This is a genomic window from Photobacterium sp. ABD4_091 (genome assembly GCF_056160145.1).
In genome coordinates, this window is sequence record NZ_JBSWWQ010000001.1 from 967,918 (window position 1) to 992,906 (window position 24,989).

The 24,989-nt window shown below is 54.0% G+C and carries 18 protein-coding genes; 7 read left to right on the forward strand and 11 right to left on the reverse strand.

Annotated elements, in window-relative coordinates; translation table 11 throughout:
* Positions 1-109 precede the first annotated feature (109 nt).
* The 3 genes from ACXAGQ_RS04320 to xni all read left to right on the forward strand — a co-directional run bounded on the left by ACXAGQ_RS04320 (position 110) and on the right by xni (position 4,148).
* A complete protein-coding gene (locus ACXAGQ_RS04320) occupies positions 110-1,666 on the forward strand; it encodes a GGDEF domain-containing protein (protein WP_475252093.1) in 1,557 nt (518 codons plus the stop codon).
* Positions 1,667-1,894: 228 nt separating this feature from the next.
* On the forward strand, positions 1,895-3,271 hold the full coding sequence (ppnN, locus tag ACXAGQ_RS04325) for a nucleotide 5'-monophosphate nucleosidase PpnN (RefSeq protein ID WP_475252095.1): 1,377 nt from the start codon (positions 1,895-1,897) through the stop codon (positions 3,269-3,271).
* A gap of 100 nt (positions 3,272-3,371) precedes the next feature.
* Positions 3,372-4,148 (forward strand): flap endonuclease Xni, encoded by a 777-nt coding sequence (xni, locus tag ACXAGQ_RS04330; protein ID WP_475252097.1) that lies wholly within the window; start codon positions 3,372-3,374, stop codon positions 4,146-4,148.
* A gap of 196 nt (positions 4,149-4,344) precedes the next feature.
* On the opposite strand, the gene rlmM is transcribed toward xni, so the two are convergent.
* The 4 genes from rlmM to ACXAGQ_RS04350 are packed head-to-tail and all read right to left on the reverse strand — an operon-like array spanning position 4,345 to position 7,443.
* Positions 4,345-5,427, reverse strand: a complete 1,083-nt coding sequence (gene rlmM, locus ACXAGQ_RS04335) for a 23S rRNA (cytidine(2498)-2'-O)-methyltransferase RlmM (protein WP_475252099.1) — start codon at positions 5,425-5,427, stop codon at positions 4,345-4,347.
* A gap of 9 nt (positions 5,428-5,436) precedes the next feature.
* Positions 5,437-5,823: a DUF423 domain-containing protein gene (locus tag ACXAGQ_RS04340; RefSeq protein WP_475252101.1), complete on the reverse strand. Its 387-nt coding sequence runs from the start codon at positions 5,821-5,823 to the stop codon at positions 5,437-5,439.
* A 3-nt stretch (positions 5,824-5,826) separates the two neighbouring features.
* Positions 5,827-6,498: an alpha/beta family hydrolase gene (locus tag ACXAGQ_RS04345; protein WP_475252103.1), complete on the reverse strand. Its 672-nt coding sequence runs from the start codon at positions 6,496-6,498 to the stop codon at positions 5,827-5,829.
* A 24-nt stretch (positions 6,499-6,522) separates the two neighbouring features.
* Positions 6,523-7,443, reverse strand: a complete 921-nt coding sequence (locus tag ACXAGQ_RS04350) for a transcriptional regulator GcvA (protein WP_475252105.1) — start codon at positions 7,441-7,443, stop codon at positions 6,523-6,525.
* Positions 7,444-7,862: 419 nt separating this feature from the next.
* Here ACXAGQ_RS04350 and csdA point away from each other — a divergent pair, with 419 nt between their 5' ends.
* Both csdA and csdE read left to right on the forward strand, forming a co-directional pair.
* Complete coding sequence (csdA, locus tag ACXAGQ_RS04355; protein ID WP_475252107.1) at positions 7,863-9,083, forward strand: cysteine desulfurase CsdA; 1,221 nt, start codon at positions 7,863-7,865, stop codon at positions 9,081-9,083.
* A gap of 8 nt (positions 9,084-9,091) precedes the next feature.
* Positions 9,092-9,523: a cysteine desulfurase sulfur acceptor subunit CsdE gene (csdE, locus tag ACXAGQ_RS04360; RefSeq protein WP_475252108.1), complete on the forward strand. Its 432-nt coding sequence runs from the start codon at positions 9,092-9,094 to the stop codon at positions 9,521-9,523.
* 82 nt (positions 9,524-9,605) lie between these two features.
* Here csdE and tcdA read toward each other — a convergent pair whose 3' ends face one another.
* Positions 9,606-10,418: a tRNA cyclic N6-threonylcarbamoyladenosine(37) synthase TcdA gene (gene tcdA, locus ACXAGQ_RS04365; RefSeq protein ID WP_475252110.1), complete on the reverse strand. Its 813-nt coding sequence runs from the start codon at positions 10,416-10,418 to the stop codon at positions 9,606-9,608.
* A 122-nt stretch (positions 10,419-10,540) separates the two neighbouring features.
* Complete coding sequence (gene mltA, locus ACXAGQ_RS04370; RefSeq protein WP_475252112.1) at positions 10,541-11,629, reverse strand: murein transglycosylase A; 1,089 nt, start codon at positions 11,627-11,629, stop codon at positions 10,541-10,543.
* 256 nt (positions 11,630-11,885) lie between these two features.
* Here mltA and ACXAGQ_RS04375 point away from each other — a divergent pair, with 256 nt between their 5' ends.
* Complete coding sequence (locus ACXAGQ_RS04375) at positions 11,886-12,119, forward strand: hypothetical protein (RefSeq protein WP_475252114.1); 234 nt, start codon at positions 11,886-11,888, stop codon at positions 12,117-12,119.
* Positions 12,120-12,132: 13 nt separating this feature from the next.
* On the opposite strand, the gene ACXAGQ_RS04380 is transcribed toward ACXAGQ_RS04375, so the two are convergent.
* A complete protein-coding gene (locus ACXAGQ_RS04380; RefSeq protein WP_475252116.1) occupies positions 12,133-12,549 on the reverse strand; it encodes a DUF2850 domain-containing protein in 417 nt (138 codons plus the stop codon).
* Between the two features lie 235 nt (positions 12,550-12,784).
* On the opposite strand from ACXAGQ_RS04380, the gene argA reads away from it, so the two are divergent.
* Entirely contained in the window at positions 12,785-14,110 is a 1,326-nt protein-coding gene (argA, locus tag ACXAGQ_RS04385; RefSeq protein WP_475252118.1) for an amino-acid N-acetyltransferase, read from the forward strand.
* Between the two features lie 147 nt (positions 14,111-14,257).
* On the opposite strand, the gene recD is transcribed toward argA, so the two are convergent.
* The 4 genes from recD to ACXAGQ_RS04405 all read right to left on the reverse strand — a co-directional run bounded on the left by recD (position 14,258) and on the right by ACXAGQ_RS04405 (position 24,878).
* Positions 14,258-16,372 (reverse strand): exodeoxyribonuclease V subunit alpha, encoded by a 2,115-nt coding sequence (gene recD, locus ACXAGQ_RS04390; protein WP_475252119.1) that lies wholly within the window; start codon positions 16,370-16,372, stop codon positions 14,258-14,260.
* Entirely contained in the window at positions 16,365-19,979 is a 3,615-nt protein-coding gene (gene recB / locus ACXAGQ_RS04395) for an exodeoxyribonuclease V subunit beta (RefSeq protein WP_475252121.1), read from the reverse strand. The genes recD and recB overlap by 8 nt, the downstream gene beginning before the upstream one ends.
* A 294-nt stretch (positions 19,980-20,273) precedes the next feature.
* Positions 20,274-23,732, reverse strand: coding sequence for an exodeoxyribonuclease V subunit gamma (gene recC, locus ACXAGQ_RS04400; RefSeq protein WP_475252123.1), 3,459 nt, complete (start codon positions 23,730-23,732; stop codon positions 20,274-20,276).
* Between the two features lie 165 nt (positions 23,733-23,897).
* Entirely contained in the window at positions 23,898-24,878 is a 981-nt protein-coding gene (locus tag ACXAGQ_RS04405) for a TDT family transporter (protein WP_475252125.1), read from the reverse strand.
* Between the last annotated feature and the right edge of the window lie 111 nt (positions 24,879-24,989).

Genomic DNA, 24,989 nt, shown 5'->3' on the forward strand with positions numbered 1-24,989 from the left:
CCGATAACTATGTTTTATAAGGGAGTTTTTGGTAGCATTAATTATCTTACCAATACTTTAAATCACTGATAAGAAACAAGTTTACCACTACGGATTACACGAATACTCTGTGACAGACATAAATGCCGTTGCTTCCCAACTGAGTCAGTTGAAGCTGCGTTTGGATCAAGCTCAACTCGCTCACCGTGACGCCTCCCTGAAGTCCCGGCGTGAACTTGCGATCCTAAAACGCCTGATCAGCCGGCTTTCTGTCGCCTGCCGCGGGCTTGATGCCGAATTCGATGAAAAACTCGCGCACCTACGCCAGGATCTTGAGCAGCAAAAAGACATCAGCAAACTCATCCCGCGGATTGCCGTGGTCGAGCGGCTGGCAAACAAAATGGGCGATGCCCACCCCAAAGAGCGGGAAATGCTGGATAAGCAGTTTCAGCGCAACAGTGAAATCCTGCGCCGCTTCCCGGGCCTGCCCGCCCAGCTAAAACGCGACCTCCAGCAGCTCTTATCTCAGCCAGCCCAAACTCTGTCAGGCTCTTTGCAGCATGTCCTCGGCTTGATGTCGCTTTACGAGCGGGCCCTCAAGCTGGTTGCGACCAAAGGGCTGCAAAGCAACCCGACGGCTATCCAACAAGACTTACTGACCAAGCTGACAGCTGAGCTCCAGCACCTGATCACCGAACTCGACTTTGATGGGGAGGCCGGTGACAAGTTACTGACCATCAGGAACCAGTTGCTAAAAGGGGTTGTCGCGCCAGAATTAATGGTCATAGCCCTGGAAGTCCTCCGTCTGGTGCTCGCAGGCACCCACCAGGAAAGGCAAGCTTCGCAGCAGTTCCTCGATAATGTGAACGGGGAGCTGGGCACCCTCAGCAAAACGACCCAGCAAAGTGCCGAGCAAAGCCACACTATCTACGAGCACCGCGGTGAAATGACCAATGAGCTCGCCGAGCTGGCACTATCCATCAAGTCAGGGCTGCAAACCCACAAGCAGCTTGATAGCTGGCGGCCTGAGCTGACCCACCTCACCAAAGAGCTTCTGCTACTTGCCGAGCGCAACAAGGCCTTGGAAAAACGCGAGAAAGCCTTGCTGGAACAGCTGAGCTACAACAAGTCAAAGGTCGCCCACCTGTATGAACAGACCCAGGATTACCGCCAGCGGCTCACCGACCAAGAACAGCGGATCTTCCTCGACAACCTGACCAAAGTCTATAACCGCAGCGCCCTCAATGAGCGCCTGGAGCATGAGTACCGCCGCTGGCTGCGCTACCAGCACCCGCTTTGCGTGACCTTGGTCGATATCGATAACTTCAGTGCCGTGAACCAGCAATATGGCCACCAGGCCGGTGATAAAATCCTCAAGATCATCGCCCGGACTATCCGCAAGCAGCTTGAACCGACGGACTTTATCGGCCGCTTCGCCGATGATGCCTTCATGCTCATCTTGCCCGATGTGACCGAAGAGCAACGCAACCAGCGCCTTGCAACTATCCGCCAGGCTATCGCCCAGCTGCCTTTCCGGTTCCGGGACAAAGACGTTGCCATCACGGTATCAATGGGAGCAACCCTGTTCGAGAGCAACGATACCCCCTCTGATATTATCGAGCGTACCGACAAAGCACTCACAGGTGCGCGCAGTGCCGGCAGCAACCGGATTTTCTGGATTTTCTGACCACCGCCAAATTATCAACCTATCAATGGCTGGTAAAAACGGGCTACTCTGTGTATGGTAAATATATCAGTCACTTGTATTTAACATTTCTCTTAGGCTGATCTTCAGGAAACAGAGTGTACTCCCAACCGGTTTACTTTCTGCTTCACCCGGCAGTATTCACCGATTCTTCCTACAATGAATACACCCAGTGGATACCGCCGCCTTGCCATGACCAGGGAGGTTACCATGATCACTCATATCAGTCCGGTAGGTGCGATGGACCTACTGTCCCAGCATGAAGTCGACTTGCTCAAAGCAACGGCCTCCAGTGATATCTACCGCCTGTACCGAAACTGCTCGCTGGCAGTGCTCAACTCGGGCAGCCACACCGATAACTCAAAAGAGCTGCTGGAAAAAAACAAAAGCTTCGATGTCAATGTGATGCGCCGCGAGCGCGGCATCAAACTCGAGCTAATGAACCCGCCAGAGCACGCGTTTGTCGATGGCAGGATCATCCGCGGGATCCAGGAGCATATGTTCGCTGTCCTGCGCGATATCGTCTACGTCAACATGCACGTCCAGCAGCGCAAGGACATCAACCTAACCAGCTCGCCGCACATCACCAACTTTGTCTTCAGCGTGCTGCGCAACGCCCAAACCGTCCGCTCAGGCCAAGACCCCAACATCGTTGTGTGCTGGGGCGGCCATTCAATCAACCCGGTCGAGTACCAATACACCCGTGAAGTCGGCAACGAACTCGGGCTGCGCGAACTCAACATCTGTACCGGCTGTGGTCCCGGAGCAATGGAAGGGCCAATGAAAGGTGCTGCCATCGGCCATGCCAAGCAGCGTTTCCCCAACAGCCGCTTTATCGGCCTGACCGAGCCATCGATCATCGCCGCCGAGCCGCCGAACCCGATTGTCAACGAGCTGGTGATTTTGCCGGATATCGAGAAGCGCCTCGAAGCTTTCGTTCGGGTTGGCCATGGTATTATCATCTTCCCGGGCGGTGCAGGTACCGCCGAGGAGCTACTGTATATCCTCGGTATTCTGATGGAGCCGGAAAATGCCGACCAGCCAATGCCGGTGGTACTGACCGGGCCAAAAGAGTCCGAGCCTTACTTCCGCACCCTCGACAGCTTTATCCGCGACACCCTGGGTGAAGATGCCACCAAGCACTACCAGATCATTATTGACGACCCCGAGAAGGTTGCTCGGGTGATGAAATCCGCCATGCCGCTGATCAAAGAGCACCGCCTGGCAACCGGCGATGCCTACAGCTACAACTGGTCACTGGTTATTCCGCCGGAATTCCAGCTGCCCTTCGAGCCAACCCACGAATCCATGGCCAGCCTCGACCTGCACATGAGCCAACGCCCCGAGCACCTTGCAGCCAACCTGCGCCGGGCGTTCTCAGGTATCGTAGCCGGTAACGTCAAAGAAGAGGGTATCCGGGAAATCGAGCGTAGGGGCCGCTTCAAAATCAATGGCGATCTCACCTTGATGAAGCGAATGGACAAACTGCTCGCCCAGTTCGTCGAACAGCAGCGAATGAAACTGCCCGGTAGCCACTACGAGCCGTGCTATGAAATCATCACCGCCGCCCCGCCGATTGCGAAATAATCACCGCCGCCTGCCAGATGGCGGTGCACATTGCCAGCAACTATGCGTACAATAAAGGGTCTGTTGACCCTTTTTTCTTTACTGCTACACGGTTTACGCTATGTCGTCTATCCACCTTGTCATTATTGATGCCCTCAACCTGATCCGCCGCGTCCATGCCGCCCAGCATGGCGAACCCGATGTCCACAACACCGCCAAAGTCTGCTGCCAGGCGCTGGGAAAAATCATCAAGAGCAGCCAGCCTACCCACATCGTGGCGGTGTTTGATCACCATGGTGAAGACCGCGGCTGGCGTGCCGAGCTGCTGCCCCATTACAAGGAAGGGCGCAAGCCAATGCCGGACGAGCTGATGACGGGGATGGATATTATCCAGGACGCATTCATGGACATGGGGATCGACTCGCTGCTTTCTGACGGTGACGAGGCCGATGATTTAGTAGCAACGCTGGCACTGAAAGTGGCCTCCCGCGGCCAGCAAGTCACCATCATTTCCACCGACAAGGGCTATTGCCAATTGCTCCAGCCAACCTTGCGGATCCGTGATTACTTCCAGCAGCGCTGGCTCGACAGCCCGTTTGTCGAAAAAGAATTCGGCGTCAATCCCGAGCAACTGCCTGACTACTGGGGCTTGGCAGGAATAAGCTCGAGCAAAATCCCCGGCGTTACCGGGATCGGCCCCAAAGCTGCCGTCGAGCTGCTTAGCCTCTACCCGAACCTCGAAGCTATTTTAGCAGCAGATGATCTACCGCCAAAATGGCAGAAGAAAATCGATGCCAGCCGTGATGAAGCCGTGGCTTCCAAGCAGGTTGCCTCACTGAAAACCGATTTGGTACTGGGATTCAATTTGCAGGATATTCGTTTTACAGCGGGAGGATAGAAAGAGCGAATCCTGGATCCTAGATCCTAGATCCTAGGGAAGAAATTACCAAATCCTAGCTTGATCAAGATTTTGATTTTTGCTCTTCCTAGAACCAAGGGTCCGCTTTTCCTAGGCCCTGATCTCATTCCATATTTTCTATACGACCAATACAAAAACACCACCTGGTGGTGGTGTTTCATAGCTATGCCAACTATTAATGCGGCGAGCGGTTATCCAGGCGCTGGATATGTACCGTGATTTCCTCGCGGTCGTGGTACAGGTGCTTGGCCTGCAGGTTGAACTTCACCCCGTTCTGGATCAAGTACACTTTCAGGTTCTCGATATCCTGCAGTACCTCGTCATAGCGGCCTTTCATCGGCAGCTTAAGGTTAAAGATCGCTTCTTTCGCCCAGCCCTTGATCAACCAGTCACCCATCAGGTGAGCGACTCGGGCCGGCTTTTCTATCATGTCGCAGACAATCCAGGTCACGTTCTTGCGCGGTGGCTCAAACTTGAAGCCATCAACCGCGTGATGCTTAACTTGTCCGGTGTCCATTAAGCTCTGTGCCATCTGACCATTATCAATCGCGTGGACAAACATCGAGCGCTTCACCAGCTGGTAAGTCCAACCGCCAGGGCAAGCGCCCAAATCAACACCCCACATGCCAGGAGCCAGGCGCTCATCCCACTCATCACGCGGGATAAACACGTGGAACGCTTCTTCCAGCTTCAGGGTTGAGCGGCTTGGCGCATCCGATGGGAACTTAAGGCGTGGAATGCCCATGAAGAACGGCGAATTGTTGGTCGTGTAAGAGTAACCAACAAAACAGCAGCCCGGCGCAATGAAGCACAGGTGCAGAACCGGCTTCTTCGGGTTGTCCTTGGCGTACATCGCTCCAGACTTGCGCAGTGCCTGACGCAGCGGCACAGTAAACTTGCGGCAGAATTTCAACAGTTCTTTGGCTTCGTTGGTATCTGGCGTTTCAACTCGCAGATCACCGCAGCGAGGGAAGTCTGCCACCATTTCCATGATTGGCGAGATACGGTCTTCTTGCGGCAAGCCTTCCAGCATTGGCATTACCGCGACCATCTGGCGGGCAAAGATCAGCTCGGAAAACGGCTGCTGCTGGATAAACGTATCCGCATCACCCGGCTGGTAAAACTCAAACAATACATAGCCAGTATTGTTTTTCGCGCGAGGAAAGCCATACAACTCCAGTGCATTTGCTTTGTCTTGAACTTCACCGGCACATTCCTTCTCGAAGCCGGGACGGCAGTACAACAGAACTTGATTCACTCTCAACCCTCAAGCTGAACGCCAGGCAGCCACTGCGAGCGCTACCCAGCCTATGATAAAACAGACGCCTCCCATCGGGGTGATGGGGCCAAACCACTTAATACCCGTCAACGCCAGCGCATACAGGCTGCCACTAAAGAGTATGATCCCTGCCACAAAAAACAGGGCTGCGTATGATACCCCTTTTGACGGAAGAATGCGTGCCAATATTGCACAACCAAAAATCGCCAAAGTATGCCATGCCTGGTACTGGACTCCAGTTTCAAACACCCCGAGCAAATACGGCGGCAGTTGTGCCTTCAAGCCATGGGCAGCAAAGGCCCCCAGCGACACCGTCACAGCCCCGCTCAGTGCCGCAAACACCAGCAGCCAACGGCTCGCTTTATTTTCTTCCATGCCTTACTCCTTGGCTGTACATGCGTTGATAAACTCCGCCAGCACTTTCACCGCCAGCTGGCGGTTGCCCGGCTCGGTATGGCCCGACGCCTTGCGCGGCTTGAAGCTGTGGTCGCCGTCCGGCAAAAAGCTAACGTCAACGCTCTGGACATACTCCCAGCCTTCGACCTCGCTGCGGGTCCCGAAGGTGTCGCGCTCTCCCTGCAGGATAAGCGTCGGCAGGCCAATCGTTCTGAGGTGGTCGCCACGGAAATTCTCGGGCTTGCCCGGCGGGTGGAAGGGAAAGCCCAGGCACGCAACCCCCTTGACCTTCCCTTGGCAGTTCGCCACATCCGGTGATTCATCAGCGACATCAGTGACAATAAGGCTCGCCATACGCCCGCCCATGGATTTTCCGCCAATCACCAAATTGCCCTGTTCGGCAAACGCCTCAATATGGCGCTGGAAATCCAGCAACAGCTTAGGCTGCCTGTCCGGCGGGCGTTTCTTGCCATCTTCACGGCGCTTTACCATATAGGGAAAATCAAACCTCACCACCCGGATCCCCTTAAGGGCTAAGCCTTTGGCGATATCAGCCATGAACTCGTGATCCATACCAGCCCCGGCCCCGTGGGCAAACAGGAAAGTCGCGTTGTACTCGCCGCTTGGCGGTGTATCAATAATATATTCAGTCATCGTTTTTCCAGCCTCTCCCCTGCCTTACAGACCATCTTCCACATCTGGCATATCTTCCTGCTCGCGGGCCGCTTTCGCCAATACCCAATCACGGAAAACCTGAATACGTCCGGTTTCAGCCTGTCGCTCCTGGCATACGAGGAAGAAGGCGTTCTTGCTCATCAGCACTTCATCGAACGGGCACACCAAGCGGCCGGCTTCCAGCTCAGGCTGCGCCAACACGTTATTGCCAAGGGCTATCCCCTGGCCGTGTGCCGCCGCCTGCAGCACCATGGTCGAGTGACTGAAGATCGGCCCTTGGTTGACGTTGGTGCCCTCGATACCGTGGTGGCGAACATAGTTTTTCCACTCTTTGCGCGAGGTATCGTGCAGCAGGGTATGAAGCTTAAGATCGTCCAGGCTGCGCAGCGGCTTGGCACCGTTAAGCAACATCGGCGAGCACACCGGCAATAGGAATTCCTGATAGAGCTTATCAGCCCGTAACCCCGGCCAATTGCCCCGGCCGTAATAGATAGCTACATCGACATCTTCTGTCAGAGAGCCCTCATCCAAATCCACCGCTTTGATCCGCACATCGATATCCGGATGCTGCTCGTTGAAATCTGCTAGGCGAGGCACCAGCCACTGGATGGCAAAACTAGGAGGTAAACTAATGGTTAGTGCACCTTTCGCGCCGCGTTCCAAGACCTTATCCGTGGCATCTGAGATTGCAGAAAAGATGTCTTTTATGTCAAGAAAATAGCTTTGACCCTCTTCAGTTAGCAATAAAGAGCGATTACGACGACGAAATAATTTGAGCCCCAAAAATTCTTCAAGCGCTTTAATTTGGTGGCTTACAGCAGCTTGTGTGACAAATAACTCTTCCGCTGCACGGGTAAAACTGAGGTTTCGGGCTGCCGCTTCGAACACCTTTAGTGAATTGAGTGGAGGGAGACGTCTAGACATACTTTTCCTGCATTAGTTTTTTTTATGGGAAACATTATAAAATGTCCATTGTTCAAGTGCTACATAAACCATATGATTTGCCCCGCAACGGTGAGCAAGGCCAAGTTTTTAGCCCTCAGGCTTTTGGCCGACCACACAGTTGCGATGTTGTGTTTGCATATTGTCCGGGTTATGCCGGATAGGTAGTCAATCTACCAATTTTACTTCCTGTATTTTTGACCTGTCTGTCAAAATTAATTCTTGGCACTGCGCCCCAACGCAGTGCCTTTTTTTTATCTTCAGCTTAATAGATATAAGCAGCCAGACCTCGACGTGCCGATCCCACACCACTTATAATTGAAGCAACCGGAGAAATACTTGCCCTATTGTTTTTTTCGCCGCATGATCTCCCCCTTGTCTTTTTTGCTATGTGACACACCATGACTGCCCAATTTGATATCCAGCGTATTCGCCAGCAATTTCCTGCCCTGGCCCAAGAATGCAATGGCCAGCCACTGGTCTACCTCGACAGTGCAGCCACCACCCAAAAGCCACTTGAGGTAATTGAGACAATCCGGCAGTACTACAGTGGCCACAACGCCAACGTTCACCGCGGCAGCCATACCCTTACTGCAGCCGCGACGGCACAGTTCGAGCAAGCAAGAGAGACCGTACAGCGCTTCATCAATGCCGCCGACAGCAAGGAAATTATCTGGACCCGCGGCGCTACCGAAGCCCTAAACCTGATCGCCCAAACCTATGCCCGCAATACCTTGCAGGCAGGTGATGAAATTCTGGTTAGCGAACTGGAGCACCACGCCAATATCGTGCCGTGGCAGATCGTCGCCGAGCAGACCGGGGCCAAAGTGGTGAAAATTCCAATGCACGGCGATTGCACCTTGGATATGGATGCTTTTGCCCAGCGCTTAACGGCTAAAACCAAGATTGTGGCCGTTGCCCATGTCACCAATGTAACGGGCACCCGCAACCCGGTCGAAACCATCATCCAGGCTGCCCACGATATCGGGGCAATTACCGTGATTGACGGTGCCCAGGCTGTGGCCCACGAAACTGTCGATGTGCAGGCACTCGATGCTGATTTCTATGTTTTCTCCGGCCATAAGATCTTTGCCCCGGCAGGCATTGGCGTGCTGTATGGCAAAAAAGCCCTGCTTGAGGCGATGCCGCCTTGGCACGGCGGCGGCAAAATGGTGGAAAAGGTCAGCTTTGACGGCACGACATTCTCTGCCCTGCCTGGCAAGTTCGAAGCCGGTACGCCCAATGTTGCCGGCAGCCTCGCGATGGCCGCCGCCATCAACTGGCTGGGAAGCATCGACCATAAAGGTGCCGAGCAACATATCCACGCCCTGCGCCAGCGTGCTATCGAAGGTATCCAGGATATCGAAGACTTACAGATTGTCGGCCTGCAGCCAGATGCCAGCTTGTTTTCCTTCGTGGTGGAAGGCGTGCACCATCAAGATATTGCCACTTTGCTTGACCAGCAGGGCATTGCCCTACGCGCCGGCCACCACTGTGCCCACCCGATGATGGACGCACTTGGCGTCAGTGGCACACTGCGAGTGTCGATTGCGCTGTATAATACCGAACAAGATATTGACCAATTCATTGCTGCGCTGCACAAAGCCTGCAGCCTGCTTTAGGAGAGATTATGACGCTGCCAAGCCACCCTTTTGGTACCGAAATTACCTGCGAAGCGATTATCGCGCAGATGAGCCAGGCCAACGGCTGGGAAGATCGCTACCGCAACGTGATCCAGCTGGGGAAAAAACTACCTGCCATGCCTGAAGAGCTAAAGCAGGATGAGCTTAAGGTCAGTGGTTGCGAAAGCCAAGTATGGCTCACCCACCAGCAACAGGAAGACGGCAGTTTCCATTTTGCGGCCGACTCTGATGCACGTATAGTGCGCGGACTGATCACCCTAGTACTCGCCGCCTATGAAGGCAAAAACGCCGAGCAGATCAAGGCATTCGATATTGATGGCTATTTCGAGCAGCTCAATCTGATCGCCCACCTCAGTCCTTCACGCGGTAACGGGCTTAAGGCAATTGTTCAGCAAATCAAGGCGTTAGCAGAAGGGTAAAACAATACCTAATACCAAGCTTACAAGATCAAAAAAGCGAGGCTCAGCCTCGCTTTTCTTTACCTGGTATTGCCCAGATACTTTATTTCTGCAGGTGCTTATCGACCAGCTTCTGCAAAATACGAGAGACAGCAACAAAACCAAAGGTGGCGGTCACCATAGTCGCTGCACCAAAGCCGCTGGCACAGTCCATTCGCTTCGGCCCTTCAGCAGTCGATTTCACCCCACATACTGAACCATCAGCCTGCGGGTACTTCAGTTGTTCGGTCGAGAAGACACAATCAATACCAAACTTGCGCTTTGGGTTCTTCGGGAAGTTATGGTGACGACGCAGGGTGTCACGCAGCTTCTTCGCCAGCGGATCCTGAATGGTTTTGGTCAAGTCCGCAATTTGGATCTGGGTCGGGTCAATCTGGCCGCCGGCACCACCTGTGGTGATCACTTTGAGCTTGTTGCTTTTGCAGTATGCCAGCAGCGCCGCTTTCGGCTTCATGCTATCAATAGCATCCAGCACGTAGTCATAGCGACCGTCGATGTACTCCGAGATATTCTCCGGCGTAATGAAATCATCAATCAGGTTGACCTTGCACTCAGGGTTGATCAGCTTGATACGCTCAGCCATCACCTCGATTTTGCTCTGGCCTACCGTGCCTGACATGGCATGGATCTGGCGATTGATATTGGTGACACAGACATCGTCCATATCAATCAGGGTCAACTCACCGATACCAGAACGTGCCAGCGCTTCTGCAGCCCATGAGCCTACACCGCCAATGCCAATTACGCACACATGGGCGGCACGGAAAATCTCCACTTCGCTGTTACCATACAAGCGGCGGGTTCCGCCGAAACGCTGGTTGTAATTGTCTGATGCTGGGGTATCTAGTTCTCGCATGGCTGTTCCGCGCTGTTCACACATTCATAAAGAAAGAGTGCGATTTATACGCACTCTTTGGGAAATTGTCCAGTCGGTAAAAGTTAAACCGGAAAGCTAGACTAAGTAACTAAACAGCTACACTACGGCGCAACCCAAGGCTTCTCGGTTTGGGTGCCCTGGAGACCTAACTTCCAGACCCGGCCAAAGTGCTTATAATGCCCGGCATCCACCCCGGCCTGGGTACCCATGCCGTGGTATAGGTCAAGGTGGTTTTTCTTCACCGCCCCGCCCGTATCTAGTGCCATTAATAATTTAAGCACATGCTTTCCATTCCAGTTGCCAGCTTCATCGAGCTGGGGCACTTCTGCCAGCAGCACACTGCCCATCGGCAAGTAGTCGCGATCCGCCGCGACCGAGGCATGCGCTTGCAGCGGGATCCCCGCAGTTCCCATCACGTCGAGGTTGTCCTGCGGCTTGAAGAAGACATAAGACGGGTTTTGCTCCAGCAGCTCGCGGACGGTCTCCTCATCCTGCTGGCTTACCCACTCATCAATCGCCTTGAGCGACATCTTCTCACGCGGCACTTCCCCGCGCTCGATAAGGATCCGGCCAATACTGACGTAGCGGTGGCCGTTTTTACCCCTGTAGGCAAAGTACTGAAGCTCATCGCTGTCATCGAAATGGACAAAGCCACTGCCCTGTACTTCCATCATAAAGACATCAAGCATCGAGGCGCTGTAGCCCAGCTCAAGCCCCTTGCCTTCCAGTGCCCCGCCATAGATCTCTGCCCTGCTAGGGCATTTCCCGTCACATTCCGGCATACCGTACACCGGGTAACGGAATTCCTCGTCCGGCTGATGACGTAGTTCGATCACCGGAGAAAAGTAGCCGGTGAACATCACGTTGCCATGACCGTCCCCGCCCCCCATCTGGGCGACTTCAATGCCGTAGTTACCCAGGTCGGACAGCTCACTTCCAGCCGCTACCCAGTTTTCTATCTGCCGGTAGAGAGCTTGGTAGTTCGCCGCCATTGACGGAGAGCGCTCGATAACTTTCTCCATCTGGTTGGAGAACTGGCTAAAGTCTTTCGGCTTGTCAGACTCTACAAGGGCTACCTGGTTGAGTACTTGGTCAAACTCGCCATCCAGGTATTGCTGACCACGATCAGTTGGCTTGGCACAGCCAACCAACCCCATAATAAAAAGAGCAATCGTTGCTTTTCGAAACACCGTGAATCCTATGTCGTTTGGTTGGAATTCAATTCTCATCAGTGTAACCAACTGTGGCACTCCCGCCTACAAACGGTTACTCCCAAGGACTATTTTGCCGATCATTTTCTTATCTGTGTCAGCGGTTTGTCTGAATTGCCTCGCATAATTTACCCAAACGCACTTATATGCCACTTCTGTCATATTTGTGTCATAGTTGTCCTGTAATTAATAAAAGCGTAATAGAACTGTCATCTGGAAGCGCAAGGAGGCGTCAATGTACCCACCACTCAAAGTCGGCAAGGATACCCTTTTGAACATCAATTCTATTGAATACCAGTGGATAAGAAGCTTGGTCAGCGAAGGGAACTCACCGCACAAGATCAATACCGTGATCCAGCGGTGTTTAGGTGGCAGCCCAAATACCGCCGATATCATGCGAAAAGTTGCCATTAAACAAGTCCCGGTCAACCAACTACTGCGTGAGCTGCCAAAAGTAACGATAAACTAGCGATGCAAATGAATTATTCAGGCTGGCGAAGAGCTATGTTCCGACGGGAAAAAGAAGAGACATAATGCGCAGGGCTCTGGCGGATCAGCCGGCCGGATAAAAAAGAATAAGAGTAAAGGGTGCCCCCCTTGAGGTATTCAAGATTGCTGCCATCCCATTGATATTGCGTATTAACCTGACGGCCATTGACAAATACGCCTTCAGGACGGATTTCAAAGCTGTCCGCGGCATAAGGAGCAACATCCTGCTCGGTCCAGATTCCGTTGATATCAGGCAGGTGCTTTTCTTGCGCTATTGCGTTATCAAACAAGCCAGCCAGCAACAAACCCAACGCAATTGCGCCGGTGACGGCTACTGCCATGGCAAAACTGATCAGTCGGTGAGTAAACAAGGAGGTCTTTTGCTTTGTGGCCATAACTCTTAATAACATAGCGCGTTTCCCCGCCAATATACCCCAAAGCACCGATCTTTCGGTACTTATCTGCTTACCATGGCAAATAACGAGATCTTCTCCCCAACTTTTATCTGGGTATTGCATAGCTATAACATGGACAGCTCGTGAATTTTTATTGACATAAATCGCATAATCATTAATAACATCTCTATTGCCTCTTCGTGAGGCATAAGCCTGCACATTTGCCACACAGCTACAAGGAAAGCCAGCCGTGAAGTTCAGAAGTACCGCCTTGGTCAAAGGGTTCCGCCAGTCGGCCCCCTACCTCAACGCCCATATTGGCAAAACCATTGTCATCATGGTTGGCGGGGAAGCCATCGCCCATGAAAACTTTTCCCATATCGTCAATGATATCGCCCTGCTCAATAGCCTAGGGCTACGCATTGTGATGGTGTATGGCGCCAGACCGCAGATCTCGAGTCTGGCCGAGCAAATGAACTACACGACGCCCTACCACAAGGGAGTGAGGGTCACTGACGAGCGGGCGCTGGAAATTGCCAAGCAAGCGGCAGGCCACCTTCAGCTCGATATCACGGCAAGATTCTCGATGGGCTTGAACAATACACCGATGGCGGGCTCGCAAATCAATATTGTCAGCGGAAACTTCGTCATCGCCCAGCCTCTTGGCATTGATGACGGTGTGGACTATGCCCACAGCGGCCGGATCCGCCGCATTGATACCGAAGCTATCCATCGCCAGCTTGATCAGCGCGCCATAGTGCTACTCGGCCCCATCGCCAGCTCGGTAACCGGTGAGTGTTTCAACCTGACCTCGGAAGAAATTGCCACCCAACTGGCGATCAAGCTAAAAGCAGACAAGCTCATCGGCTTTTGTTCCGAGCAGGGGGTATTGGATAGCGAAGGAGGCGTGGTGTCTGAAATGCTGCCCATTGAGGCTGAGCACGCTCTGCAGCGGCTGGTTGCGCTGCAACAGGAGGAGCGAGGCACTGGCCGCTTCCTGCGTGGCGCAATCACTGCTTGTCGGGCTGGGACCCCCCGTAGCCACCTGATCAGCTATAAGGAGGATGGTGCGTTGATTCAGGAGCTGTTCTCACTCGATGGCATCGGCACCCAAATTGTGATGGAAAGTGCCGAGCAGGTTCGTCAGGCGACAATTGATGATATTGGCGGGATCCTTGAGTTGATCCGCCCATTGGAACAAGACGGGATCTTGGTCCGCCGCTCGCGAGAGCAACTGGAGCAGGAAGTAGAACAGTTCACTATTATTGAGCGTGATGGCCTGATCATAGGTTGCGCGGCATTGTACCCCTTCCCTGATGAGCGTATGGCTGAAATGGCCTGTGTCGCCGTGCACCGCGATTTCCGCGACGGTGACCGAGGAGCCTTGCTGCTGAGCCAGCTCAAACAGCAAGCCAAGCGGATGGGGCTCGCCCACCTGTTTGTTCTCACTACCCGCAGCCTGCACTGGTTCCGGGAGCAGGGTTTCAGCGAATCCAGCGTCGAGAGCCTACCGGTTGCCAAGAAGGCGCTGTACAACTTCCAGCGCCGCTCCAAGATTCTGATCCTCGACTTGTAGGCGATAATCGCTTCCAACCGACCTCAGTAGCCACTCAAAACTGATAGCAGAATACAATTTAAAAACCTACCCGCCAGGGATGGCGGGTCGGAGCTACATGGATGTACTCGTGCGTTTTTTAAATTGTCATTCTGCTGTCATGTCAGCTTACGATAACAAGCCCGCCAAGCCACTCGCCCGCTCTGTCCGCATCGTCACGGAACGGTTAAGGACATCTTTGGTGGCAAACATATACAGCTTGGACTTGGCCCGCGTCACCCCGGTATACACTAGCTCACGCGTCAAGATCGGGCTGAAGTCTGGCGGCAGTACCATCAAGGTATCGGCAAATTCTGAGCCTTGTGATTTGTGGATAGTCATGGCGTAAACCGTGTCATGCTCAGGCAAGCGGCTTGGCAACACACCACGGATAGTCCCGTCCGGCATTTCAAAATAGACCCTAAGCGGACGATTGCCCGTCACTGGGTCTGCCTCACTGTCGTACATCGCAATCCCGATATCACCGTTGTACAACCCCAAGCCGTGATCATTCTGGCTGATCATGACCGGTCTGCCGACATACCAGGTATCTTCGCCCGGGGCGATTTTGCCCTTGCGCGCCAATTCCCTTTCAATGCGCTGGTTCAAGCCAGCCACACCAAAGTCGCCTTCCCGCACCGCACAAAGCAAGCGGATCTGGGCAAAGGCTTGGAGCACTTCGCCCGGTGCCTCGCCTTTTTCAATCGCATCAAGATATTTGCTGTAAAAGGCCACGACATAAGTGATCATGGTCAGGTAGGAGTCACTACTCAACGGGTGATGCTGGAGATCCTTAAAGCCTTTCTGCCACACCTGCTCAACCAGATATGGCTTGCCACTATTGATTGCCTTGGCTAGCTGGCCGATTCCCGACTGAGCATGGAAGCGGTAACTCTTTTGCAGCATACACAAACTATCGGCAACCATAGCAGGGGCCGCTTGTGCCTGCTGGAACTGGAAACCGGTCAACTGGCCTAGCAGCTGGCTTTGCGCTGGGGTATAGCCCTGCTCGGCAAAGCCACATATATCACCCAGTACCGCGCCTGCTTCGACCGATGCGAGCTGCTCCCTATCGCCAAGCAGGATCAGCTTGGCATGTGGCGGCAAGGCATCGAGCAGGCGTGCCATCATCGGCAAATCGACCATCGAGGCCTCATCGACCACCAGCACATCCAGGTGCAGCGGGTTGTCCCGGTTATGGCGGAAGGCAACCCGGTTAGGGATAGCTCCCAACAAGCGGTGGATTGTACTCGACTGGGTCGGAATATTGCTTTTCACCACATCGTCAACGGCTAACGAGTCTACCGCCGAACCGATTGATTCGGTCAACCTGGCTGCCGCTTTACCGGTCGGCGCAACCAGCTTGATATCAGGTAGCTGAAGCACATCGTGTTCATCCCGCTCATCACGCTGAATGGCCTGAGTCACCAGCGCCGCCAGCAGTTTCGCCACTGTGGTTGTCTTACCGGTACCCGGACCACCAGAAATCACCGCAAACTGGCGAGTAAGGGCAACAGCCGCCGCAACTTTCTGCCAGTTCAAGCAACAATTAGCAGGCACCAAACCACCCAGTACCACTAAGTCATCCACGCTAGCGGCTGACAAAAGTGCGGTATCAATCGCCGGCCAATCGAGCATTTGCGGAGTGACAACATCCAATTTGTCGCAGACTTCACGCTGCCTGTCCTCTGGGGTGCCACCAGACTGTGCCAACTGCTGGAGGGCAGCAAATAAGTAACGGTAATCGCGGGCAAACAGCTCATCGAGCTTGGCTGCCATCAATTCAGGCTGCAAGCCATCTCCGCCGCTTTGTGCCCGCAGGCGCAGCTGGTTGGCGACCATTTGCTCGAACTGCCAGTAGCGGTTGAGGTAAACCCTGTCGCCATCCATCACCAGCGGTGTCGGCCGGCTACCGTTAGAAACCGCCTCCGATTGGGCCAAATGCGCCTGCCACAACTGAGGCTCTGGCAGGCCATCAACCAGCGGTAAGCTGAGCTTGGCTGGCAAGCCAAACAACCTTGCAGTATCAAGCTGTGACAACAGCAGGCATACATGGCCCTGCCCCAGTTCATAACTCGCCAATGCCGCAATCAGTGCCACCAGCGGATCTGCCGATTGCTTGTCTCCCTGGGCGACAAATTTGGCAAATTGGTGATCCAGCGGGCGCAGGTAACCTTGACGAACAAGATTTTCAAGCTGAGCCAAGCCCCCGTGGTAAGCGTTACTCTCAAGTTGATTAGGCATCTGGGGATTCTCCGTCAATCAAGGTCTCCATTTCGCTCAGCAGGGCCAGTGATGGCTTGGCTTTGAATATGCCGCTATCGCTGCCGGCCTTTACGCCCCGCAAGAAGATGTAATACACACCACCGAAGTGGTCATCGTAGTTGTAGTTGGCCTTACGGGCCTTGAGAAAGCGGTGCAACGCCAATGCGTAGAGCTGGTACTGCAGATCGTAGCGGTGTTCAACCATCGCCTGACCCAGCATGCCATCACGGTACACTCCCGGATCGTCACCGAGCCAGTTAGACTTCCAGTCCAGTACGTAGTAGCGGCCATCATGCTCGAACACCAAATCGATAAAGCCCTTGAGCATCCCGCTAACGGTGGCAAAGCCCAACTCACCAGCTTTGGCCGACAATTTATCATGGCGGGCAATCACCTTGTTGAGCAGTGGAGCCGAAAGCAGATTAATCGGCAGCATGAACTCCATTTCGGTAAGGCGCTGGGACGGAGCCAACCCGCCCAGGCGCATCGCATCGCCATCAAGCGGGCACGACAGCACATCGCTGATCATGGTCTGCAATACCGGGAGCCATTCCTCGTCGTAGTTCTCAAGTCGAAGCAGTTCGAGGATCTTCCCAGTGGTTTCCGGGCCGTCGACCGGGGCGGTAAACTCAATTTCCTCAAACAGGGTATGCAGGAAAGTCCCCGGACGCGCCCCCTTCGGAAAGGTGTAGATCGATCTTGCTGGCTCGACGTCCTCATCCCCCAGGGCTTCATCGCCCGACGAATCCGTATCAAAGCCCGGCAACTCGAAAGAAGCATCATGGTGACTATGGCCTTGCTTGACCAACCCCGAGTAACTGGTGATCCACCAGCTACGGTCGATATCTTTATCAAACACCGACGCCGACAGCTGTGGCTTTTCACCTTCAACAGGCAGCCAAAGCTCTTCAGGCAAAGGTGGAGGTGGCAATACAGCCACAGCCTCGGATTGTGAAGCCAGTGAGTGCAAGGCATTGGCCAGCTCAGCCAAGCCCCCCTCATGGGCGTTCTGTACCAACCAACCAATCGCCGAGCGGTGCAGGCCAGTCGGCTCCTTGCGGCTCAAGCCGTTGCGGATCGGCGACATACCGATATAGCAACCATAAACCGCACGGGTCAGGGCCACATACAGCAGGCGCAAGTCTTCAGCTAGTCGCTCTTTTTCGGCTAGCTCCATACTCTCTTCATTGGCGGCAATATCCAACACTGATTGCTGGCTCTGCTCATCATGAAACAGCGCGGTACTGGCTTCGCGGTAGCTACAAACAAAAGGCAAGAACACAATGTCATATTCAAGGCCTTTTGACTTGTGGATAGTGACAATCTGCACGAGGTTCCTGTCGGACTCCAAACGCAGTTGCTGCTCATCAACATTGCCGTTGGGCTCTTCGATATGTTCCGCCAGCCAGCGTAGCAAGCCATGGTCACTGTCCAGAGTCTGGCTCGCCTGCTGCAACAACTCACCAATATGCAAAATATCGGTCACCCGCCGCTCACCACCATTTTGGCTCAGCAAGGTCTCGGGGATCTGGCGCTGGGCCAGCATGAATCGCAGCATTGGCAATACCCCGCGGGTTTGCCACAGCTTGCGGTAAGCGCGGAACTCCGACACATACTGCTCCCAGACGGTTTCGCTGGTGTTCATCGCATCCAACGCATGCGCGGTCAGGCCAAACAGGCTGGAAGCCAATGCTGCCCGCATATTGCGGTCATCTTCAGGGGTCAGTACCGCCTGCAAGAAGCGCAATAAATCCATCGCCTCGGTGCAGGAAAACACACTGTCACGGTTGGACAGGTAGACACTGGCGATACCCTGGTCGGCCAAGGTGCGGCGGACCAACGCCGCTTCGCTACCGGTTCTCACCAATACCGAAATATCGCTGGCATGGATCGGGCGGTGCTGCTCGCCATCCACCAGTGTTGCCTTGCCCTGCTGTGACAAAGTGAGGATTTTTTGAATTTCTGCTGTGGTCGCCTCGGCCATCACCTGCTGGTAATCACCTTTTTTGACCGGCTCTTCGGCTTCTTGGTGCCAAAAGCACATTGCCGACTGTTTGACGCCGTCAAGCGCCCAGCCACGGCCTTGGGCTTTGGGGCTATAGTCGACCGGCAGGAAGGTGATATCCTCGTCATAGATAAACGGACGGTCAGGATGCTGGAAGATGCGGTTCACTGCACCGACCATTTCGGCGGTCGAACGCCAGTTGGTACCCAACGTGTAGTGAGCGGTTACCTGACGACGCGCTTGGATATAGGTAAAGATATCGGCACCACGAAAGGCATAGATAGCCTGCTTGGGATCGCCGATCATGAACAAACCACAAGGGCTGCTTTCACCTTCCGGCGATGCTTCTTCAAGGCGCTGCTCGCCGTAAATTGTGCTGAAAATACTGTACTGCAGCGGATCGGTATCCTGGAATTCATCGATCATCGCCACCGGGAACAAATGGCGGATGCGGCTAGCCAGCAAACCGCTCTCATCCTGGCTCAACGCCGCCGATAGCTGGGTCAGCAAATCATCGAACGATAACCAGCCCTTGCGCTGCTTGGCGTCGCTCAGTAACTGACGACACTCCTTGATCGCATGTGCCAATAAGGGGTCACGTACATTAGGCTTGTTAGCCAACAGCTCACCAATCGCCACAAATACCGGATGCTCCGGTGGCTGGCCCTTGCTGGTTTTGTCAAACAACACTTGCTGATCAAACTTGTCCAATGATTTTGGCAGTTGGTAGCCGGTGTTATCCCGCTCTGCCCACTCAGCCACTTCCGCCAGTGCCTTTGGCAAACTGGTCTTGGTATAGCTGCGTTTGTTCACGCCGGAGCTGGCAATGATGTCATGCAGATCACCGGCACTCTCACGCCATAATTGCTTCACATGATCAATTCGCTTCAGGTTCTCTTCGTGGACCTGCTCGAGGCTGCCTGATAGCTCCGGCGCACGTACTGTTATTTCGGCCCCGGACAAGAACCGATTGATCTCCGATAGCAGCGCTCCGGGCGCCGCCCATAGCTTGCGAACTTCTGCCGCCAGGCTTCGAGGCAGCGGGTAAAAATTACGGCGCCAGAAGTCGGCAACTACCTGCGCCCGCAAGTGGCTTTCTTCGGTGACAAACTCATTGTTAAATAGACTGCCCGACTCAAAGGCATTCTGGGTCAGCATCCGCTGGCAAAAGCCATGGATGGTAAAGATCGCCGCTTCATCCATCTGGCGCTCGGCCTGTAGCAAGATAGCCGCTGCCGCTTTGTGATCCTTGATATCTTCGAGCAAAGGCTTGATCACCGGGTCACTGCTGCTGCCACGACTGAATGCCAAACGGGCATCGTGGATCCGGCGCCGGATCCGGTCTCGAAGCTCTGCCGTCGCTGCTTCAGTAAAGGTCACCACCAAGATCTGGTCAACCGTCAGCTCGCGAGGAAAACGGGTGTGGTCATCACCATGGCCAAGCAGCAGGCGCAAATACAAACTGGCAATAGTGAAGGTTTTTCCGGTACCGGCCGATGCCTCGATCAAGCGGTTGCCATGAAGAGGAAATCGCATCGGCTCCAGCGGCTCCGGAGTGATGAGAAGTGAGTGTTGAGTCATAGAATACGCCAATTCCTATCAGTGAACAGGGCCACGGTTTCATTACAAAACCCAACCCGTTCGAAATAATTTTTTGTGATCTAGCACGAATTCAAATAAATATACCGAATTTCAGCACTAACCCATCTATCAATATGAGAGACGTTTCACGGTTTCCACCTATCTGGTCCGCTAGTATCTGAGCCACGAAATTTGGTCAACCTCTGGACCGGTGGCCGTACAGCGAACACCCTACAATCAATAATGATTTGCTGGCGGCCACGCTACACCTCTCCTGCTTTATCCTCAGTACGATTAGCTCTGTTCAACCTCTCGCAACTGTTTCACAACAGGCTTCAATATTTGGTCTTCCCACCGCTGCGACTGTTCAGCTAACTCGTCGTCCCACAGTGGCCACACCCGGTAGATGTAACTGTTGTTACCCTCACCGTCGAACATATAGCCGCCATTGAAGGCTTCCGCCCTTTTGCCTGCCGCTTTTGAGAGGGTGGCATCGTCGTCACACCACTGACCTTTCTTATCGATACAAGCTTGGATCCCGGCATGGGCGGTACGAGGGAAATATGGCAAAGGCTGGGTCAAACCACCGTCATAGCCTTCGATTAAAACGGCTAGTTGCTCCATGGCATACTGGGCAGAGACAGGCTCGAGCTGCCAGGTACCATCAATCCCAATCAGGTAGGTCGGCTGACTAGGTTTCATTACTGCCAAGCAGAGGTGATCGAGCCAACAAGCCAGAATATCCTGGGCCCGGACTTTGCCTGGGCGATAGCGGACAAGCCCCTGCTGGGTCATGTGCTTAAGCCAGCCTTGCAACCGGATCCCGCGTCCGGCAACGGTTACCACACAATCGACTTCGACATCCGGCAATGGCTGGGACAGGTACTGAACCACACTATCGGTCAGTTGCTCTATCTGCCCTCGCTCTTCCATCAATTCCAGCTCGCCAAACTGGGCGACCGGCAAGCCACCGGCAGCCTGCTGGTAGCGGGCAAACTGCTCGAACGCCTGATCGCGGCTAACTGCTTGTTGGCCTTGTGATTGCCTCTGGCAATCAAGGAATGTTGTCAACAGGGCTTCACGCAGCTGGTAGCGGCCCAAGCCATCGAGCGCAAACGGCTCATCGTCTTCCGGCCCGCCTTGTTGGCCATCGAAGAAGACTTTCAGGCGGCGGTTGAAGAAATACTGCACTGGCAGACGCCAGAAACGCGATAGCTCTGCCAGTTCAAGGATCCCCTCTGCACGGTCATCACTCAGATCCGGCTCTAGCGGGGACGACTGGAACGCTTCAGGCTCAATAAAGGCCTGGTTGGCCACCGGCAGCCATTCTGCGGCATAGCTATGCTTACCACCACTGAACGCCTGCGGACTAAACGGCACCAAGGGGTGGGTTTGGGTGAGACTGGCCACCAGCCTGTTTGCCGACTCATCAACCGGCAACGCCTCATCACCGGCAAGACAATATCCCTGCTGGCAGTATTCAAGCAGTTCACTGACCAGTACCGACGGGACCTTCTCGCTGTTGTCTTGGATAGAGCGCCCCACATAGCTGATATACAGCGCCTGCTGGGCTGACTGGATAGCCTCCAGGAACAGGTAACGGTCATCATCCCGGCGCGAGCGGTCACCATGGCGGTTACGGCCAGCCATCAAATCAAACCCTTCCGGTGGGATTGAGCGCGGGTACACACCGTCGTTCATCCCCAGCAGGCACACTACCTTGAACGGGATCGAGCGCATTGGCATCAGGGTACAGAAGTTAACCTGCCCGGCCAAAAAGCGTTGGCTGACCCGCTCGCCGGATAATTTGCCGTTAAGGTAATCGCGCATCACTGCAGGAGTAATGTCCGAATCATAGCCGGCATCGGCCAGTTGCAGCTCAAGCTGCTGAAGTTTATCGCGGATCATCCTCAGCACTAGCTCACCATCGATATCCACCGCAAAGCAGTCATCGAGCATCTGGTTGAGCACCGCAATCCAACGAGTGATCGGTTGTGGCAGGGCTAAATGCTGGCGGTAAAGCATCAGGGTTTCGATGAACAGGCCAAGCTGGCCGGCCAATTCGGCATCCAGTCCTTGTACCTCTTCATAAGCCAACACGCCTTGGTACAAACCGGCTTCCTGCGGCATCGCATAACCCAACAGCATACGCTGTAACCCGAACAGCCAGGTATTCTGTTGCTGACGTGGCAAGGCAAACTCTTCGGCGGTGTCATCATCCAGCCCCCAGCGGATCCCCACTTCTTCGATCCACAGTTTGACCCGCTCGAACTTATCGCTATCAAAGCCAAACCGGGCCATCACTGCCGGTACTTCAAGCAGCTCCAGCAGCTCCGAGGCCTGACAGCGGCTTTCCGGCAGGGCCAGCAAACGTAGGAAGGCCAACAGTGCCGGGTTTTCCTGGTCGGCACTGCGATCTGAAATTGAGAATGGGATATAGCGATCACCAGGCGCATTGCCAAATACCGCCTGGATATACGGGCTATAGCTGTTGATATCCGCCACCATCACCACAATATCCCGGGGCGATAACCCAGGGTTGTCGGCCAGCATCGCCAACAGGTTATCGTGCAGCACTTCCACTTCGCGCATCGGCGAGTGGCAGGCATGGACACTTAGCGAAGAGTCATCAGCGCCTATTGCCAGCTTGTGAAGGCTGGACTCGGTAATTTCGTCATTGACCCGGTCTTCGAGGTTGAGGATGTCGGCCTGGACCGCATGGAGCAATGAGTCGGGCTCGATATCAACAAAGGCTTCGACTTCATAGGCTTCCATATCCGATAGCAGATACAGGTTATCCCTGCCCAGCTTACCGAGTGAGGCCAGCAAGGTATTGCCTACCGCGCCCTCGTGGGTTTCATCGACCACGTTGGCGTCGATGTCCCCCTTGAGCGGTGAGATCACCGCACCGTGCTCGCTGTGGTCGGCACACCACTGCAGCTGCTGACGCTGCTTGGCTGCCAAGCGGGCGAGGAATTTACGATCTCGCACATCCCCCCAGTAATGGCGACATGGATTGGTGAACATCAAATGCACGTCGATATGCTTACCCAATGCCGCCAGTGCATCTAGGTAACGGGGTGGCAAGGCCGAAATACCAAAAACAAACAATCGCTTCGGCAAGCCTTCCGGTAATGACGAGCCGCTTTGAAGATAGCCCTCTAGGGTTTCGATGAAGTTATCGTACAGGTTGGCACGGTGATACGGCGACTGACCCAGGGCAAGGGTATGGTCATAGAGCGCCTGCCACAATAATGGCTGCCAAGGATGCTCTTCCACCAGCTCCGGATCGATAGCATTGGACTCCCAAGCCTGGATCCACTCCGGCCGGTACACCAAATACTGGTCAAAGATATCGGCAATTTTCTCTGCCAGCTGATAGCTTTTGACCTGGTTAGGATCATCACTCAAATAGTTGGCCAGCGGCGAAAACTCGGGTTTCGACAACTGCTCCGGCAACACCTGAAGCAGCTTCCAGGTCATCGCCTCTTTATTGAAGGCACTGCGCTCGGGCACATCGCTGAGAACCTTGGTGAACATGTTCCAGATGAACGTCGCAGGCAGCGGGAACTCGATATTGGCTGCGATCCCCTGAGACTTGGCCAGCTCGAGCTTCAACCACTGCGACATGCCTGGACTTTGGACCAAGATCTGCTCTTGCTCGAACGGGTTATCGAGAGGTTCGAGGCGGGCTAGCTCGACAAGCAGGGATTTCAGGAGATCCAGTTGATTGGAGTGATAGACAGTAAACACGCAGGTACTCACCGGTAGAGGAAATTACCTTTGATTGTCTACCATCAATGGATTGGCTGCAAATTCAAATCATTAAAATGCCCAGCGTTGCTGGGCATTTAATCAAGCCGCTTTTGAAACGCCTTTTATGACACCGAATTTTAAGCATAAAGGCGAGCTGAAACCTCACACACGGTTGGGTGTCAGGCAGTGCAGCAGCTGGGAAACCGGACGGTAGAATGCCGCATAACGAAGCGCGACATAACCCACGACTGCAGTGGCAACATACAGCTCCAAATGAGCCAGTAAGGACACCTGGTTGACATACTCCGCACCGTAACCCTGGGCGGTCATCCATGCTGCTGTTTTAAACATAGCTGTGGCACTAATCACCAATGGGAAGGTAAATGCCGCGTAGCCTGGGCTAAATGACAAACGTAGCAAGCGTACCAGCGCCAAATAAATCACGAAGGTCATCAATACCGCAATCCCACCGAGCAAAGCAATCATAACCGGAGATGGCACTTGGGTGACCGTTAGGTAGCCCGCTAGAGACAGACTGGCCGGTGCTGCCATAATCGCAATGGTTGGTTTCGCCGCATCCGGGATTTCATGGCTGAAAATTAAACGGTATACCATCAAAGGCAACATGACCGCGTAGATCCCCATACCGAAAAGCTGCAGACCTTCCGCTAATGGGCGTAATGCCCCGCCAGGAAAGGCAACGTCGGCGACGATAATACCAATCGGTGGGACGAACCAGCTTGGTACCATATGGTGCAGTTCAAAATCCTTGACTCGGTGGTATGTGAACAGAGCCAAGAAGATAAGGTGCAACACCACGGCTGCTAGCCACAGGGCCTGCCCGGCAATTGGGTAATAGATCCCCAGTTCCTTGGATACCACCATGGTTCCCATGGCAAACGTCGGTACTACACTGCCTACGACCGGGTGGCTGAGATCTTGCCACAGCGCCCGCGGGTGAATAACAAACTTGAAAAGCAGCACCACCAACAAAACACTCGCTATTCCGGCGCCGGTGAGCTGCCCCCGGCCACCCAGATCGGCGGCATTTTCCCAGCACCAACCCAAGCTTGCGATACCCAAAGCTAGCCCAGCCATTGGAGTCGGGGCGCCCAGCACTTTTTGCTTTGTTACTGTAATCATTTCGTTACTCCCCAAAGACTGCTACGTCACTACTATTGAACACCCAGGTAGTGTAACGACTGTTTATGGTTTAGGATAATTGAATATATTTAATGCGTAGTTAAGAAAAAC